Below are 15,542 nucleotides of genomic sequence, written 5' to 3'. Positions count from 1 at the left end.
GAGGATGATGCTGCCCCTGCATCCTTGAACGGCAGGTGATGAAAAATGCAGCAATCGCGCCCAGAATGAATAGCTGCTTTCCGGACCTGTCCCGCGCCCATGACCGTGCCCCTGCTAGGGTTCGACAACCCCCAATTCCATACCGGACGCAATACCAGCGTACGGCGCGGTGCCCGCTGGTACGGGGTGGCGGAGGCGTTTATCGCCCTGGGTAATGACCGTCAGTTGGGACCGCTTGCACTGCAGACCGAGCTGCGCAGCTTTGATGCGCTACAAGATGCAGACCTAGGAGATGAACACGACCCCGAGTGCCGTACCCGCGCGGGTCTGCTGCGCACGATGCAACGGCTTTACCCCGGTTTTCGGAGCGATGAGCTGGTGACCCTGGTGCATTTCCGGATGGAGTAAACCGGTATCGAATACACCGCTGGAGCGCAGCAGATTGCTGTTGTTGTTGCTGTCTCTGCTGTTGTTGTTGCTGTCGCTGTCGCTGCTGTTACTGCTGTTGCTGCTGTTACTGCTGTTACTGCTGTTACTGCTGTTGCTGCTGTTACTGCTGTTACTGCTGTTGCTACTGTTACTGCTGTTACTGCTGCCGCTGCCGCTGCCGCCCCTCCCTTCTCCCGCTTGCGGGAGAAGGTGGCGCAAAGCGCCGGATGAGGGGACTCCTGCCTTGTCTTGAAACCAACCCCAATCACTGCTCCCGCGCAGTGCGCAGATGCCCGCCAACGGGTACCGAAAAAGCGCGCGCATCCGTCACATCCCAGTTGATCGACCAGGTCATCACGCCGCGAAACGTCGGATGCGGTTGACTGGGCTTCACCTCATCACACTGCGTGGCGGTGGTGAGGCAATCGAACGCTCGGTTGATATCCGCCGGCGTCGCATAACCGTTGCCTGCCGCGCGCAGCCCTGATGGCAAAGCCAATGCCACCTGATCCGCACGCAGCCCCTCGAACCGCCCGCCATCGGCCAAGGCAAACCCTTCGATCAACATCTTCGCCGAGGCCACCATCATGTCGACGCTGCCCGCCGGATATTTCTCGGCACGATACGGCGTAGGCAGGCCACCGTTGTTGTAGAGCTGCACATGCAGCAGATCCAACTCACCGCGCAGCCCATCGATCAAGGGCAGGTACGCCCCCCAGATACCCTGCATCGACACATGACCACCCTGCACGTAGGGATGCTCGGGTGCCATCGACACGTACAGGTTCGGGTACATGTCATGCAGGCGCTTCAACGCGGAAATCAGGTGGGGTACCACCGGCGCGTCATGGGTAACGCCGGCGATCTTCTCCAGGTCAATATCGATGCCGTCCAGCCCGAAGGCATCGATGGCCTCGGCCGTGGTACGCACGAAATTGTCTTCATCACGCTGCGTATTGAGCGTGACCGTGCCCAACTCGCCGCCAAACGAAAGCGCGACAATCCGGCCCTGCGCACGCTTGGTCGCGATGTCGGCAATCAACTGTGCGCGGTCAAGCTTCGGGTCCGGGTTGAACGCCACCCTGCCCTCACCGAGATCATCAGCGAAAGCCAGCACGATCACATCCCAACTCTCATCCACCTGGCCTAGCGGCATCACGCCCAGCCCGTTGTCAAAATTGTGCAGGTAGCCAACCAGCGCATGCTTCGGAAGAGGATGGCTGTGCCCCGGCGCATTGCCTGCCGTCGACATGATCGTGGCTGCTGACTGCGGTGTTGCCTGGCAAGCCGCGGTACAAGCCAATGCCAATACGCTGCCCAGGAAAGTGATCGACTTCATCGCGACTCCGCGCTTGAGGGAATCGCGATTCTAGGCAGGAAAAGCGGAGAAAAACCGCTCCAAAACAATTAGTTATGAAACCTGTCCAGCCCTGGCGTCGCAGTGTCCAGTGAATGACGCAAGTGCAGTGCAGCATGGTCGCGAGATGACACGCCCACCTTCCTCGCCCATGGCCCGCAACCACTGCAAGTCAGCAACAAGCTCCAGTCCCAGGACAGCACCACTCAACTGCATGTCTTCATCCGCTGCTCTGCGTCCCATAGCGCACGTCGCGCCATGTCATACGCGCTGTCGCCTGCGCTTAGCAGGCTGTGCTCGGCTTCGACCGGATCAGCACCATTGTTGAAGCGGTATTCCACCCGCTGCAAGGCGTCCAGATGCAACTGCACCGGTGCCATCCAGCGATTGCGCTGCTCCCGGCTGCAACGAGGGTAGCGCTGCTCAAGCGCGCCCAATGCCACGCGGATGCGCCGGCTGGCCTCGCCTTTCAGGTCGGGGGCCTTTTCAAAGCGGATCGGTGCCGCCTTGTAGGCATCGCCGGTCGCTTCACTGCCAAGATCGGATTTCTGTTCGTGCAGATTGGGGTTGAAGGCCACTTGCGGCGGACGCCGGGCCTGCGCCGGCTGTACATCGCGCCCGTGCAGCACCCTGGCGCCCATCGCCCCCAGCGACTCCGGCTTTTTCTTGCTGTCCTCGAACATCTTCGCCACCGTCTTTTCCAGCGGCCGCTCACCCACGCCGGTAGCCAGGACATCGCGATGCTCAAACGCCTGCTCCACGCCGGTCTTCTGCCGGGTGGGCGTTTGTTCCGGCACCGCCAAACCACCGTCCTTGCCATACAGACGTTGCGACCAGTTCGCCTGGGGGGGAGGCGGCGGTGACGCAATCGGCGCCGGTACTGGCATCTGCGCCGGTGCGATGACAGGTTCAACCGCGTGGACAGGCGGCGCTGCCTGATGGGCCTGGGGTGCCGCGAGCTTGGGAGCCTGCGGTGCGGCCAGCGGTACAGGCTGACGCGGCGCACCCGCCGGCTGCAACCAGCGCAACTGAATCCGTGTCTGCACCTGGATCGGCTCGGCCTGCGGCATATGCAGCAACAGCCGCGCCACTGCGGAAATCAGCGCCAGCGTGATCAAGCCTGCGGCAGCGCGGTTCCGGATTGGTTCGGGCGAGGCTTGGTAACGCATGCAATCCCATCAAGGTGGATCCACGGAGCGGCCGGCCTCACCGCAGCGGGTTGTGGCAGGAACAGACCCGCCATGGCACAGCGAGTTCCACGATTGTCGCCGCCGAATGTGTGAACCTATGGCAATCAGCTGAGTCAGCATTCAGCTTGCCGTCGTTGATTGTCCGACCTCAAAGGAGCGATCCGTGAATACCGCAGCATCACCGAACCTGGATGAAAGCATCGCCAAGCAGCTGTTCTTCGGCCATATCGCCGAGGATGCGCTGTTTCCCTATCCGCAGATCCGTGAGCGCGATCGCGAAATGCTGGGCGCGATGACCGACGCCATCGACCAGTTCCTGGACGAGAAGACCGCCGAGCTGCGCCAGTACGACCGTGATGCCGAGCAGCCGCCGGAGTTCATCCAGGCCTTGCGCGACATGGGCTTGTTCGGCCTGATCATCCCGGAAGAGTACGGTGGGCTGGAACTCTCCAACGGCGCCTATGCGCGGGTGCTGGGCCAGACCAGCAGCCATGACAGCTCGGTATCGCTGACCATCGGCGCGCACAGCTCGATCGGCATGAAGGGGTTGTTGCTGTTCGGCAATGACGAACAGAAGCAGCGCTACCTGCCCAAGCTGGCCAGCGGCGAAATGATTGCCGCCTTCTGCCTGACCGAGGCCGGTGCCGGCTCCGATGCCGCCGCCATCCGTACCAAGGCCCATCGCAATGACGACGGCAGCTGGACGCTGAGCGGCGAGAAGATCTGGATCACCAACGGCGGCATCGCCGACTTCTATACCGTATTCGCGCGCACCGATACGCCGGAAGGCAAGGTCACCGCGTTCATCGTCGAGGCCGGCTGGGAGGGCGTCAGCCACGGCCCGCATGAAGACAAGATGGGCATCCGCGCCTCGTCCACCACCACCGTGGCCTTCAATGATGTGCGCGTTCCCGCCGCCAATGTGCTGGGCCCGGTCGGCAAGGGCTTCAAGGTGGCAATGAACATCCTCAACAGCGGCCGCACCGGTTTGGGTGGCGGCGCCGTCGGCGGCATGCGTGCGCTGATCCGCATGGCCTGTGCGCAGGCATCGGAACGCAAGCAGTTTGGCCAGTCGATTGCCGAATTCGGCCTGGTGCGCGAGAAGATCGCGCAGATGACCGCCGATTGTTTCGCTGCCGAGAGCACGGTGTGGATGGTCGCCCACCTCATCGACAGCGGCCGCAGTGACTATTCAGTGGAAGCGGCCATGAGCAAGGTGTTTGCCAGTGAGGCCGTGCAGCGCTGCTGTTACGAAGCATTGCAGATCGCCGCCGGCAACGGCTTCATGCGCGAGCTGCCGTACGAACAGATGACCCGCGACACCCGCATCCTGTCGATCTTCGAAGGCACCAACGAGATCCTGCGCCTGTACGTGGCGCTCAATGGCCTGAAGGGGGTGGGCGCCACGTTGAGCGAGTTGCAGAGCGCGGTGGGCGGCATTTTCAATGATCCGATCAAGGGCTTTGGCGTACTCGGCGACTACGCCGGCCGCAAGGTACGTGAAGCTACCGGCTACGGTACCGGCCGCATCCGCACACCGCTGGACGACGCGCTGCGCCCGCTCGCACGCCTGTGCGAGAAATATGCGGTGGAGTTGTCAAAGGCATCAGACCGGTTGCTGCGCAAGCACGGCAAGAAGATCGCCGACCAGCAGCACGCGCAGAAGCGTGTCGCCGATGTCGCCATCGATCTGTTCGTTGGTCTGTGCGTGCTGTCGCGGGTGGAAAGCCTGATCCAGGCCAAGCACCCGGCTACCGATGACGCAGTGAAGATCGCCCGCCTATTTGCACGCCAGGCCCGCCGTCGCATGGCCCGCAACATCCGCGGCCTGGAGCGCAACGAGGACGAGATCATCGAATCGCTCGCCACCTCGGTGCTGGCACGCGGCGGCTACGCCTGGGACGTGATCTGACCTACTTCGGCTGGAGCGGTGCAAGACGCGAAGCCACAACAGTCGGAGAGCCCGCAATTTCGGGCTCTCCGGCAAGCAACTGCGGTACCGGCCTCATGGCGGGGCCGCGCGACAGCAGACGATCTGCGCGTCACGCTGCTACCGCACGAAACGTCTGGAGGTGTCTGCAATCGCAGACCTCCGCACGCGCGGCGACCGCTTCCGCTTCGCGGCTATTGCCGCTCCTACCGGGCGGGGCCGGCCAGGTCTTCCACGGCAAGGTCGCCCTCACGCAAGACACGGCGCATCAGCGCACGCCCTTGTCGATCCAGCCCCAGTACACGCGGCTTCACACCATGATGGCGATAGCGGCTGACCACCTTCTCCAACGCCGCCACTGCCGTGATATCCCATAGCTGCGCAGCCGACAGATCGATCACTACCTTGCGCCCTTCAGCCTGGCGTGGATCGAAGGCATCGATGAAGGCATCAGCCGAAGCAAAGAACACCTGCCCACGTACCGCGTAGCGCAGGCTGCCATCGACATCGTCTGCGGCATCTACCTGCAGCAGTCGCGCCACTTTCAGCGCGAAGAACACCCCGCTCAGCAGCACGCCCACACCAACGCCGGCAGCCAGGTTGTGCGTACCCAGTGTCACCGCCACCGTCGCCAGCATCACCACGCCGGACAAGCGCGGGTGGCGGACCAGCGCACCCAGGCTGCGCCAATCGAAGGTCGATACGCTGACCATCACCATGATCGCCACCAACGCGATCACCGGCACCTGCGCCACCCAGGGCTTGAGCAGCACCATCAACACCAGCAGGAATACGCCAGCGAACAGGGTAGACAGGCGGCCACGGCCGCCATATTTCACATTGCCAACGGTCTGCCCGATCATGCCGCAACCGGCGATACCGCCAAACAGGCTCGCAGCGATATTGGCCACGCCCAAGCCGGTGCACTCACGGTTCTTGGAACTGGGCGTGTCGGTGAGCTCATCGACCACGCGCGCGGTCATCATCGACTCCAGCAGGCCAACCATCGCGATGGCCAAGGCCGGCATGGCGATGATGCGCAGTGTTTCCAGATCGATCGGCAGCGCTGGCACCCCCATCCACTGCGGCAGCGATGCAGGCAGCTTGCCCAGGTCGGCCACCGTTGGCAGATCCAGCTTCAGCCAGGCAGCCAACAGGCTGAGCACCAGGATGCAGATCAGCGGCGATGGGATCGCGCGTACGCCGGGCAGCGGCAGCCGCGGCAGCCCGTAGATCACCAGCAGGCCCAGTGCCAACATTGCCCAGGTGGCGGCCGTAGCGCCGTGCAGCTGGGGCAACTGGGCAGAGAAGATCAGGATCGCCAGCGCGTTCACAAAGCCGGTACGCACCGAGCTGCTGACAAAGCGCATCAACACCCCCAGCCTCAGCACGCCAAACACGATCTGGATCACGCCGGCCAACACGCCGGCGGCGAACAGATACGGCAAACCATGCGCACTGACCAACGGCGCCGCCACCAGCGCGACCGAGCCCGCCGCGGCGGTGATCATCGCCGGTCGCCCACCAAACACCGCGATCACGATGCTCAGCACGAAAGAGGCGAACAGCCCCACCTGCGGGTCCACACCGGCCACGAAGGAGAACGCGATGACCTCGGGGATCAGCGCGAAGGTGGCCACGGCACCGGCCAACATTTCACGCAGGGGATTGGCGCGCCACTGCGCCAGTTCAGAATGCAGGAAGGACATACGGGCTGGCCACCGGCGCCGTCCGACAAGAGCGGCAGTGCAGGCGGAATCGAAGGGAGGGGCGCGAATTATGCCTGCAGTTGGTGGCTGGACGCTGGTTGGATGGGTGCCCCGGCAGCAGCGGACATCCAAAGCGGCCCCTCCCCAACCCTCCCCTTGCCTGCGGCCACGGGGGGAGTTCTGCCCTCCCTTTTGCGAAGCAAAGGGGAGGATTGGAAGGGGGCTCGTCGCCAAGAACAAAGCCCCAAAACCCTCCCTGCGGTAGCATTCCCTCCCCCGCATCACCGCCATCCCCATGCCCCACTACACCGGCCCCCTGCTGACCCGCCCCCTGCTCGAGCAGCTGCAAAGCGCCCTGAAGAAGGGCAGCAGCGAAGCAAGCGCCTCGCTCGACCTGGGCCGCAGCCAGCAAACGGTCAGCCTCAGCGCCGATGGCTGGCAGTACCGTGGCCAGCACTACCCATGGCCGGCCAAGCTCAAGGACCGCACCATCTATTACTGGGATGGCGACGACTTCAGCCCCGCCTCGCGCTTCGGCAGCGGGCTGTACAAGCTGGTGCCCACCGACTGGGGCATTCCCACCTTCGAGATCGACGGCATCAAGATGCTGGTCAGCGCGCAGCTATCGCCGCTGGACGATGCCCGCCGCAAGGTGGCGCTGGTGCAGCCACGCGGCAAGCAGATCCTCGATACCTGCGGCGGCATGGGCTATTTCGCTGCCTGCTGCCTGGACGATGGTGTGGCGTCGATCCGCTCGTTCGAAAAGAGCCCGGAAGTACTCTGGCTACGCGCCCTCAACCCCTGGTCGCCGGACCCCGATAGCGCCCACGCCGGTGGCAGCCTGCAGCTGACACAGGGTGATGTATCGAAGGAGATCGAACACATCGCCGACGCCTCGATGGACGCCGTGCTGCACGATCCCCCCCGCTTCGGCATCGCCGGCGAGCTGTACTCGCAGGTGTTCTACGACCAGCTGGCACGTGTACTGCGAAAAGGCGGACGCCTGTTCCATTACACCGGCGCCCCGAACAAGCTGACCAGTGGCCGTGATGTGCCACGCGAGGTCGCCACCCGCCTGCAGAAAGCCGGCTTCAAGGCCGAACTGGCGCTGGACGGCGTGCTCGCAGTACGCAAATAGCGCGATTTTGCAGGAGTCGCGCAAGCCGCGAAGCTGTTGCTTCTCAAGCCCAGTCCCATGGCTGCACCATTGGTCCCCGCTTCGCGGCTCACCTCGCCCCTACAAAAGCCCAGCTGCATACGCCCCGTCTTAACGTCCGGCGCGCGACACTGCGCATTCCGAAGCGGAGGCAGCCCATGGCAACCGAAACCGTACGCGGCAAGACCATCACGATCATTTTCGATGGCGAACGCTGCATCCACTCACGCAACTGCGTGCTCAGCCATCCCGACGTCTTCGTTCCCAATGTCGTGGGCGAGTGGATCCACCCCGATGCGGTGGCACCGGAAGAAGTGGAACTGATCGCACGCAACTGTCCGTCCGGCGCCATTCGCTACGCCTACAACGACAACAGCCACACCGAGCCCGCACCGGTGGTGAACCTGGTCCATGTCCGCGAGAACGGCCCCCTCGCCTTCAACGCACCACTGTTGATCGCCGGCAAGGACGAAGGCATGCGCGCCACCTTGTGCCGCTGCGGGGAATCGCACAACAAACCTTTCTGCGACCACCGCCATGTCGACTGCGGCTTCACCGCAACTGGCGAGCCTGCCGAGAAGGCATCCGACGCACTGCCACAACGCGACGGCCCGCTGCAGGTAAAGCCAACCAGGAACGGTCCCCTGCATGTCGTAGGCAACCTGGAGGTGGTCAGCGGAACCGGCCGTACCATCGACCGCGTGACCGAAACCTGGCTGTGCCGCTGCGGTCACTCCAACAACAAGCCCTTCTGCGACGGCAGCCACCGGAAGGTCGGCTTCCAGGCCGACGGCGAATAATCCACACCCCCACGGAGATTCAGCATGGCAAACCTCGAATTCCGACTCACCGCCGACGATGGCGTGGCTCAAGCCATGCTCGACATGCTCAAGGGCATGGACGATGTCGACTGGGCAGAAGACGTTATCGACCTGGAACCCGGTGCGGACGACGAAGACAGCAGTTCGGCCGGCCTCAGCGACAACGATGGCCCGGGCTTCCACCTGATCCAGGTTGAGACCACCAGCGACGACAGTGTCGCGCGCGTGGTGGATGCGGCCCAGGCACTGGCGGAGCGCTTGGGTGCGGTGCTGGAGTTCGAATCCAGTTCGCAGGACTGAATCTGGCACGCCGTTGCCAAGGCAGCATGCGACCTGTCCGCCAACGGCGGTCCGAACCCTTGGGTCGGCGCATTTCAAAATGTCCCGTTGACGTTGCTGCGCGCTCAATGACCGCGGGTTGGTCCGCCCTTGCCAACGTGTCGGGCAGAGCGTCATTCACAGCATCAATCCGCAACGGCGAGGTTTGCTTCGCCCCAGTTCAACCGATGCCTCCACCGGGGGCTGGGGCACAACGCTTGGCGGGTGACACATAGCACTTTTCCAACACTGCAAACCTGCCGGGCGTGCCTGCGCCCACTGCACATGCCATGCTTGGCCCCAGCAAAAGAAACCGAACCGGGGAACCGATGAAACTGCTGCCGCTGCTCCTGCTCTGCATCACCATTGGCGCTTGCCCAAGCCTGCGTGCAGCTGCGACTGAAGGCCCTGCCCCGCGTGATCGGGCACAGGCCGCCGCAATCGTGGCAGACCTGCGCCGCGTGGTTGCCGACAACGGCATCGAGCGCCTGGAAAAGGTGCACATCGGTGGTATCGATCAATGGGTAGCCATCCGCGGCAATGATCCGCGCAACCCGGTTTTGCTGATGCTGCATGGCGGCCCTGGCTGGGTGGCAATGCCAACCAGTTGGTACTTCCAACGCGGCTGGGAGGAGTACTTCACCGTCGTGCAGTGGGATCAGCGCGGTGCGGGCAAGACCTTCGCGAGCAACGATCCGGTGCAGCTGGCCCCCACCATGACGCGTGAGCGCATGGTCGCCGATTCGCTGGAGATGGTGGCATGGCTTCGCCAGGAATTCGGCAAGCAGAAGATCTTCCTGCTCGGTCACTCCTGGGGCAGCTACCTGGGCCTTGAGGTTGCCAAGCAGCGCCCGGAATGGCTGCATGCCTATATCGGCATGGGCCAGATATCCAATGCGCCGGAAAGCGAGCGCCGTGGCTGGGCATGGACAATGCAACAGGCACAACGCGACCACAACACGCAGGCTATCGCGGATCTGCAGGCGATCGCACCGTATGCCCAGGGCAATACGGCGGTCGCATTGGATGCACTGTTCAAGCAACGACGTTGGTTGAACCACTACGGCGGCATGGTCCACAACCGCCGCGGCGGCGATGCCGAGGCCGCCGCGTTTGCGCTGTCGCCGGAGTATGCCGATGCAGACATCGCGGCGGCCTGGAAGGGCAATGAATTTTCAATGCAACACCTGCTTGCTGATGTGCTGACCCTCGACATGAGCACCACCCGCCAGCTCAGGACACCGCTGTTCCTGTTCCTGGGTCGCCATGATTACAACGTATCGTCCGAGCTCGCCGCCGAATGGTTCTCCCGTGTGGAAGCACCCAGGAAGAAGCTGATCTGGTTTGAACAGTCCGCGCATGAAGTGATGAACGAGGAGCCCGGAAAGACCCTACTGAGTCTGGTGCAAGAGGTTCGTCCCCTCGCCGAGCAAGCCGGCGACGGTGCCTTCGAGCGCTGACGACGTGACCATGCAGGCCCACCTGCAAGCGCTGGCTGCGTCACGCGCAACAGCGCCATCGCAGGGCGAAGCCAGGCAAAGGTAGTGGCACAACGAAGGCCCGCCTGCGATCAAAGATCGTACGAAAGCAGATCGTATCCAGTCACTGCACGCACTACGCGCTGGTGGACGAACGAACCACTGCCGCCATTGGTCAACACCACAATACCCCGCCCCCGCTGCGCATCGCCAATGGCGAAGTTCTTGAAGATGCCGCTATTGCTGCCGGAGTGATAGAACACCGGGCCATCGCGGGTTTGCTCCATGTTCCAGCCAAGGCCCTTCTCGGTCCATCGCCCCGGCAAGCTGATCTGCGGCGTCAACATGATCTCTCGTGCAGCCTCACTTATTTCCCAGGACGCACGTTGCCGGCCCGCCATCATCAAGCAGAGAAAGGCGGCATAGTCCTGTACCGTCGTGCGCAGGCTGGCCGCCGCATTGGCGAGGATGTCGCCCGGCCATGTCACCAATCCTGGCCGCGCAAGCGCTAGAACTTCCGGTAACGCACGCTCGGCATCTTCATACTTCCATGCGGATAGCGGCTTGCCCCAGCGTTCGGCGACACGCTGAGCCGCGCTCCATTGTTCGCGCAACACCTGCGGCGGCATGCCTGCATCGACATGATCGTGTGCGCGATGACCAAACACCGAGCGCGCGGCCAGATCCGTATTCCAGGTATAGCTGCTGTCTTTCATCCCGGCAGGACCAAACAGATACGCCTGCATCGATTCATCCAGGCTCTGCCCGGTGATCGCTTCAACCACCAGCTGCAACCAGACGAATGCCTCACCGGAATAGTTGATGCGCGTACCCGGCTTTACCATCGGTACAAGCTTCTCGGTCGCAGGCAACTCGCGCCAATTGGGCAGCCCAGTCGTGTGCCGCAATACATCGCGTACAGTGATGAGCTCAACCCACGGATGATCGCCAAGATAATCAGGGCGCCGATACCGCACCAACGGGGCGTCCAGCGCGATCCGCCCCTGCTCAGCGAGCTGCATCAACAGATAGGCGAAGACCGGCTTGCTGAGCGATGCGTCTTCGAACACCGTGTGCGTGTCGACGCGCATGCGGGTTTTCGCATTGGTCATGCCAAAGCCTCGGCTCCACACCACAGCACCGCCTTCAACCACGGCTATCCCGACACCAGGAACTGCGAAAGCCTGCATGATCCGGGACAGCTCGGCGAGGAAGGTATCGTCAGGTATCCACGAACTGCTGGCGGTGTCTTTACACGAAGCGGCCGAAGCTCGCGTTGAAGATAACGCGGCGGCAATGCCCAACGTGGCGGACTGCACAATGAAGCGGCGACGACCTGGAACCGTGCGTATCGGCATTGGCAGAAGCCTCCCTTACGGAAAGCTCAGCTTAGCCCTTGTCATCCAGGAATTTAATCGACAGATGATCGAATCCAACGCCGAGCCCGATCAAAGTGGGCGCGTAACAGGCGCAGAGCCGACGCAACCGACACGAAAAAGGGGCGGCATCTGCGCAAACCCTTTCTGCTTTGGTGGTGGAGGCAGTCAGGGGCTAACCCGTCTCTGCCTCCCTTTTCCCAGTTTCAGGGAAAATTTCAGCGAATCCTAGCCCTGTCCTCCCCTGGACTTGAGGTCCACCCAAGACCGGCAGGCCTATCAAGGCCATATCTCCAGCGGCCCAGCCTCGAAGAACAGGGAAGGCTTCAGGGAACTAATGGCCTGACAGCGGCGTTGCCAGCTCCAAGTATCGACAGAAGGCATTTGCCAGCCGCATCTGGCGGGGAGTCCTGCAACTGACTTCGAACACGGATGGCGAAGCAACAAGGATGCAGATGCACTTGGCTCGCGACGTCGCGACGTTGAGCCGGTTGAGGCTGTAGAGGAACTCCATGCCACGGGGCGCATCCGCATAGCTCGACGTGGTCATCGAATAGATGACGATGGGTGCTTCCTGTCCTTGGAACTTATCCACCGTACCGATGCGGGCACCCGAAATCCTGTCAGCCAACTCGAATACCTGCGCGTTGTAAGGCGCGATGATCAGGATGTCTTGCAGGGTCAAAGGCCGTTCAACGCCATCCCTATCGATCCATATCGAATCCCCCGAAAGAATCTCAGCGACCAACCGCTGTACGGCATCGGCCTCCTTGGGCGAGGAGCTCTGGTTGCCCCGTGTTGGAATCGCCAAGAAGCGCAGACCGGCGCCGTTAACCCGGCTCGTCGACTTAACGGACTGTATTTCGAGTCCCGGACGAGGATGCAATCGGCTCGCATAGAACATCTCAGACGTGAAGTTGCAGATCTCAGGGTGCAGCCGCCATGTCTCCGCGAGAAACAGCCCTCGGTCCGCCTCCAGCGTCTGCGCTTCTCCAAGTACGTGGTGTAGGGCTGATACGTCCGTTCCTTCCGGGTGACTGCCCTGCATAGGCTGATCCAATTGCTGCGGGTCTCCCAGCAATACGAGTCTCGGCGCCGCTTGGGAAATAGCTAGAACGTTAGCCAGCGACATCTGGGCAGCTTCATCGACGAAAAGCACGTCAACGGACTCCGCTGCGTCTGGGGACGCCCACAACCAGGCCGTGCCTCCAGCGACTTGCGCGTCGGAAGCAAGTGCGGCGAATAGGTCGGCGCCCGTTCTGGCGAAACGTAAGTGCGGCTGGTCAGGCTCCGGATCCGCGGGCTTTTGTACGCATTGCAGCGCAAGCCCCTGCTCTTCTGCGGCTTTGATCGCCTCGTTGAGCAAGTTACGGATCACCTTGTGGCTAGTCGCACAGATCCCGACCTTCTTTCCCGCTTGCACCAATGCACAGATCATTCGGGCACCGGTGAAGGTCTTACCTGCCCCCGGCGGGCCCTGAATCGGCAGTACTCCTCCCTCGAGAGCAAGCGCCACCCGCCGCGCGGCATCCACGGTCAGCTCACCCGCCTGTTGCATAGCCTGCCCGCCGATACGGGGCCCAATGCGTAAGAGCAAATCGCGAGCCGCGAGAAAAGCGCCAGGCCCCTCAATGCCGTGAGCGACGACGTACTCACCTAGACGCACAAGTGCGTTGGCTAGCACCGCTGCATCGACGACCTTGTGGCTGAATACTGCTTCTGGGTGGACAGCGGCACTGTCCATACGCTTCTTGATGTCGATCCACCGTTCCTCTAGGGACACGGCAACCACTGACCCCAGCTTCGCGCCTCCGAGCTGGTGGAGGTCCTCCGAGCCGCGCATTTCGGTTTCTTGTGGAGGAAAGGTGTAGCGATGGATTGGCGCCCTTGCCGTGCCGCCTTGGGCACCAACAAACGTCAGTCCAGACAAACCGGCGCGTTCATCGAGCAGATCGTCGGCCGCCAGGTCTGAAAGCCGAAAGTACTCCCACCAGACCGACTTTTGCTCTCGTCGATGCCAATCCAAGCTATGCGCGAGCAACCAGCGCGCCTGCTGTTCAACCGACCGCCCCTCGATATCTGCGGGCACATCCACTGTCAATTGCGCAATCAACTCGGCAATCTTTAGTTGCCAGTCGCTTAGTGCCTCGCTTGCTGCAGCCTCCGCCGCGACCGGCCGTGGACACTCAACCCCTTGTGCTATCAGATTTGTACGTTGCGCCTCCAACCAATCACGCAAGCTGCGGGTCGATTCGCAGTCATCCCGGTTGTAGCGCGAAACGGTATCGCGCGTGTCGTCGTCGATGAGGCTCAGATCGCCCAATTCGAGCCCGGCTTGCACTTTTGTTAGCGCCTTATTCGCCTCTGGAAGCGAAGTTGCGCGCGAGAACCCATACAGCGGCTCCAATTTCTTGATCGAATAGCTCTCAACACTGGCACGCAAACTTTGGCGAACAACCCCGTACAGGTCGACCAGACAACGGGAGCGAAGTAGCGAGTCGATCTCTTCCTCGCGCGTCGCATAGCGCCCCATCAGTCGCTTCAGTGCGGCCGGTTCGTACGGCGCAAAGTGAAAGATGTGGAGATCGGGGTATATCTTGAGCCGGTCCATCACGAAGTTCACGAACCGCTCGAAGATCCGCTTTTCCTCCTCCCGGGACAGCGCCCACTCCGCGATGTATGCCGGCTTCCCCTCCGTATCCGTGTAGGCATAGCCGAACATGTACTCGAGCCCGCCCTCACCCGCGAAAGGATCCCCTTCCAGATCCAGAAAAACATCGCCAGGCGAAGGAGGCGGCAGCGTCGTTAACCCAAAGCCCGCCGTAACCGGGAGCAACTCGTGGATGACGGCAGCCGCTTGGCGCCCGGCAAGTTGAACTCGGGCCTGCTCCCGCACGCGCTCGTATGCTTGGGCGGAGCCGCGCGTCGGTTTCCAAGTCATCGGCAGCGGCATCGCTGCGAGGGCCGTTAGCGTCGCGATGCCTCGGGACACCAGTTCGTCCATCTGCGTTTTCGTAACTCCCGCCACTAGGGACAGATGGTCATCAGCGCGACGACGCTCGTCGCAACGCTCCTGCCAGCGACAGACGTCGCAATGCTCCTTAGGGTCGGGGTAGGTCTGCGCCGTCGTCTGTGCAGCCACTGCCGACTCCATCGCCTGACGCACGCGACGGTAATAAGCGGCGTAGTCGTCCATCCGATAGACCTGTGGCTCATAACCGCTCCAGGGGGCCACGACATAGCAGTGTTCCGGGCGAAGACCCTGGCTTGCTTCGAGCAAGGCGGCATAAACGCAAAGCTGCAGGACGGTGCCGGCCTTCGTTTCGCGGGCCAACTTGGTATCGATGACTTCGTAGGACCAAGCCCCGAGGTTGCTAGGCACCTCCATGCGACGGAGCACGTCGGTGCGTCCAACCCAGTCGTTCACCCAAAATGCTGCCTGCACAATAATCGGGTCCCCGCGACGCATCGCGTCTTGTGTCGAGGCGATGACGTCATCCCCAATGCCAATGCCCTCGATCACTGTGACTTCGAAACCTTGTGCTCTGAGGTGATCGACGAAGCCTTGTTCATGCTGCGTCCCTCGAGCCCAGAGAAGTTCCAGAAGGAGATCCCGGCGTGCAGGCTTCGCAAGCGTGCCGTTGGCAACGGCAATGTCCAGGCTGGTTAGGTGGTCGCAGTTGAGATGGCCCACAAGGTCGGACGCACTTAGCAGCATTCCGTCGCCATGTTTTTCCATACAAGCTCCTCGTCCTGCGGCAGATACAAAAATCGATCG

At 62.3% G+C, this 15,542-nt stretch carries 12 protein-coding genes; 7 read left to right on the top strand and 5 right to left on the bottom strand.

The window, feature by feature from the left end:
• Positions 1–99: 99 nt before the first annotated feature.
• A complete protein-coding gene (locus tag RT460_RS12220; RefSeq protein ID WP_313319235.1) occupies positions 100–408 on the top strand; it encodes a hypothetical protein in 309 nt (102 codons plus the stop codon).
• A gap of 34 nt (positions 409–442) precedes the next feature.
• On the top strand, positions 443–682 hold the full coding sequence (locus tag RT460_RS12215; RefSeq protein WP_313319234.1) for a hypothetical protein: 240 nt from the start codon (positions 443–445) through the stop codon (positions 680–682).
• 12 nt (positions 683–694) lie between these two features.
• Here RT460_RS12215 and RT460_RS12210 read toward each other — a convergent pair whose 3' ends face one another.
• Both RT460_RS12210 and RT460_RS12205 read right to left on the bottom strand, forming a co-directional pair.
• Positions 695–1,768: a chitinase gene (locus RT460_RS12210; protein ID WP_313319233.1), complete on the bottom strand. Its 1,074-nt coding sequence runs from the start codon at positions 1,766–1,768 to the stop codon at positions 695–697.
• 224 nt (positions 1,769–1,992) lie between these two features.
• Positions 1,993–2,955: a hypothetical protein gene (locus RT460_RS12205; protein ID WP_313319232.1), complete on the bottom strand. Its 963-nt coding sequence runs from the start codon at positions 2,953–2,955 to the stop codon at positions 1,993–1,995.
• A 184-nt stretch (positions 2,956–3,139) separates the two neighbouring features.
• Here RT460_RS12205 and RT460_RS12200 point away from each other — a divergent pair, with 184 nt between their 5' ends.
• Complete coding sequence (locus RT460_RS12200) at positions 3,140–4,888, top strand: acyl-CoA dehydrogenase family protein (RefSeq protein WP_313319231.1); 1,749 nt, start codon at positions 3,140–3,142, stop codon at positions 4,886–4,888.
• A gap of 224 nt (positions 4,889–5,112) precedes the next feature.
• Here the strand turns inward: RT460_RS12200 and RT460_RS12195 are convergent, their stop codons facing one another.
• Entirely contained in the window at positions 5,113–6,615 is a 1,503-nt protein-coding gene (locus RT460_RS12195) for a SulP family inorganic anion transporter (protein ID WP_313319230.1), read from the bottom strand.
• A gap of 295 nt (positions 6,616–6,910) precedes the next feature.
• Here RT460_RS12195 and RT460_RS12190 point away from each other — a divergent pair, with 295 nt between their 5' ends.
• From RT460_RS12190 to RT460_RS12175, 4 genes are all read left to right on the top strand, one after another.
• Complete coding sequence (locus RT460_RS12190; RefSeq protein WP_313319229.1) at positions 6,911–7,753, top strand: MnmC family methyltransferase; 843 nt, start codon at positions 6,911–6,913, stop codon at positions 7,751–7,753.
• 176 nt (positions 7,754–7,929) lie between these two features.
• Entirely contained in the window at positions 7,930–8,571 is a 642-nt protein-coding gene (locus tag RT460_RS12185; protein WP_313319228.1) for a CDGSH iron-sulfur domain-containing protein, read from the top strand.
• Between the two features lie 24 nt (positions 8,572–8,595).
• Complete coding sequence (locus RT460_RS12180) at positions 8,596–8,892, top strand: hypothetical protein (RefSeq protein WP_313319227.1); 297 nt, start codon at positions 8,596–8,598, stop codon at positions 8,890–8,892.
• 347 nt (positions 8,893–9,239) lie between these two features.
• On the top strand, positions 9,240–10,370 hold the full coding sequence (locus RT460_RS12175; protein WP_313319226.1) for an alpha/beta fold hydrolase: 1,131 nt from the start codon (positions 9,240–9,242) through the stop codon (positions 10,368–10,370).
• Positions 10,371–10,480: 110 nt separating this feature from the next.
• Here RT460_RS12175 and RT460_RS12170 read toward each other — a convergent pair whose 3' ends face one another.
• Positions 10,481–11,692, bottom strand: a complete 1,212-nt coding sequence (locus RT460_RS12170) for a serine hydrolase domain-containing protein (RefSeq protein WP_313319225.1) — start codon at positions 11,690–11,692, stop codon at positions 10,481–10,483.
• Positions 11,693–12,098: 406 nt separating this feature from the next.
• Positions 12,099–15,503 (bottom strand): TM0106 family RecB-like putative nuclease, encoded by a 3,405-nt coding sequence (locus RT460_RS12165; RefSeq protein WP_313319224.1) that lies wholly within the window; start codon positions 15,501–15,503, stop codon positions 12,099–12,101.
• Positions 15,504–15,542 lie beyond the last annotated feature (39 nt).

This window comes from Stenotrophomonas sp., from assembly GCF_032061965.1.
Lineage (GTDB): Bacteria > Pseudomonadota > Gammaproteobacteria > Xanthomonadales > Xanthomonadaceae > Stenotrophomonas.
The sequence above is the reverse complement of the archived record's forward strand: the minus strand, read 5'-3'. Positions and strand labels throughout refer to the sequence as shown.

Excerpts from the sequence above, each read along its gene's own strand:
- RT460_RS12220 (WP_313319235.1), top strand. The coding sequence starts at position 100 with ATGACCGTGCCCCTGCTAGGGTTCGACAACCCCCAATTCCATACCGGA.
- RT460_RS12210 (WP_313319233.1), bottom strand. The coding sequence starts at position 1,768 with ATGAAGTCGATCACTTTCCTGGGCAGCGTATTGGCATTGGCTTGTACC.
- RT460_RS12205 (WP_313319232.1), bottom strand. The coding sequence starts at position 2,955 with ATGCGTTACCAAGCCTCGCCCGAACCAATCCGGAACCGCGCTGCCGCA.
- RT460_RS12195 (WP_313319230.1), bottom strand. The coding sequence starts at position 6,615 with ATGTCCTTCCTGCATTCTGAACTGGCGCAGTGGCGCGCCAATCCCCTG.
- RT460_RS12190 (WP_313319229.1), top strand. The coding sequence starts at position 6,911 with ATGCCCCACTACACCGGCCCCCTGCTGACCCGCCCCCTGCTCGAGCAG.
- RT460_RS12185 (WP_313319228.1), top strand. The coding sequence starts at position 7,930 with ATGGCAACCGAAACCGTACGCGGCAAGACCATCACGATCATTTTCGAT.
- RT460_RS12180 (WP_313319227.1), top strand. The coding sequence starts at position 8,596 with ATGGCAAACCTCGAATTCCGACTCACCGCCGACGATGGCGTGGCTCAA.
- RT460_RS12175 (WP_313319226.1), top strand. The coding sequence starts at position 9,240 with ATGAAACTGCTGCCGCTGCTCCTGCTCTGCATCACCATTGGCGCTTGC.
- RT460_RS12165 (WP_313319224.1), bottom strand. The coding sequence starts at position 15,503 with ATGGAAAAACATGGCGACGGAATGCTGCTAAGTGCGTCCGACCTTGTG.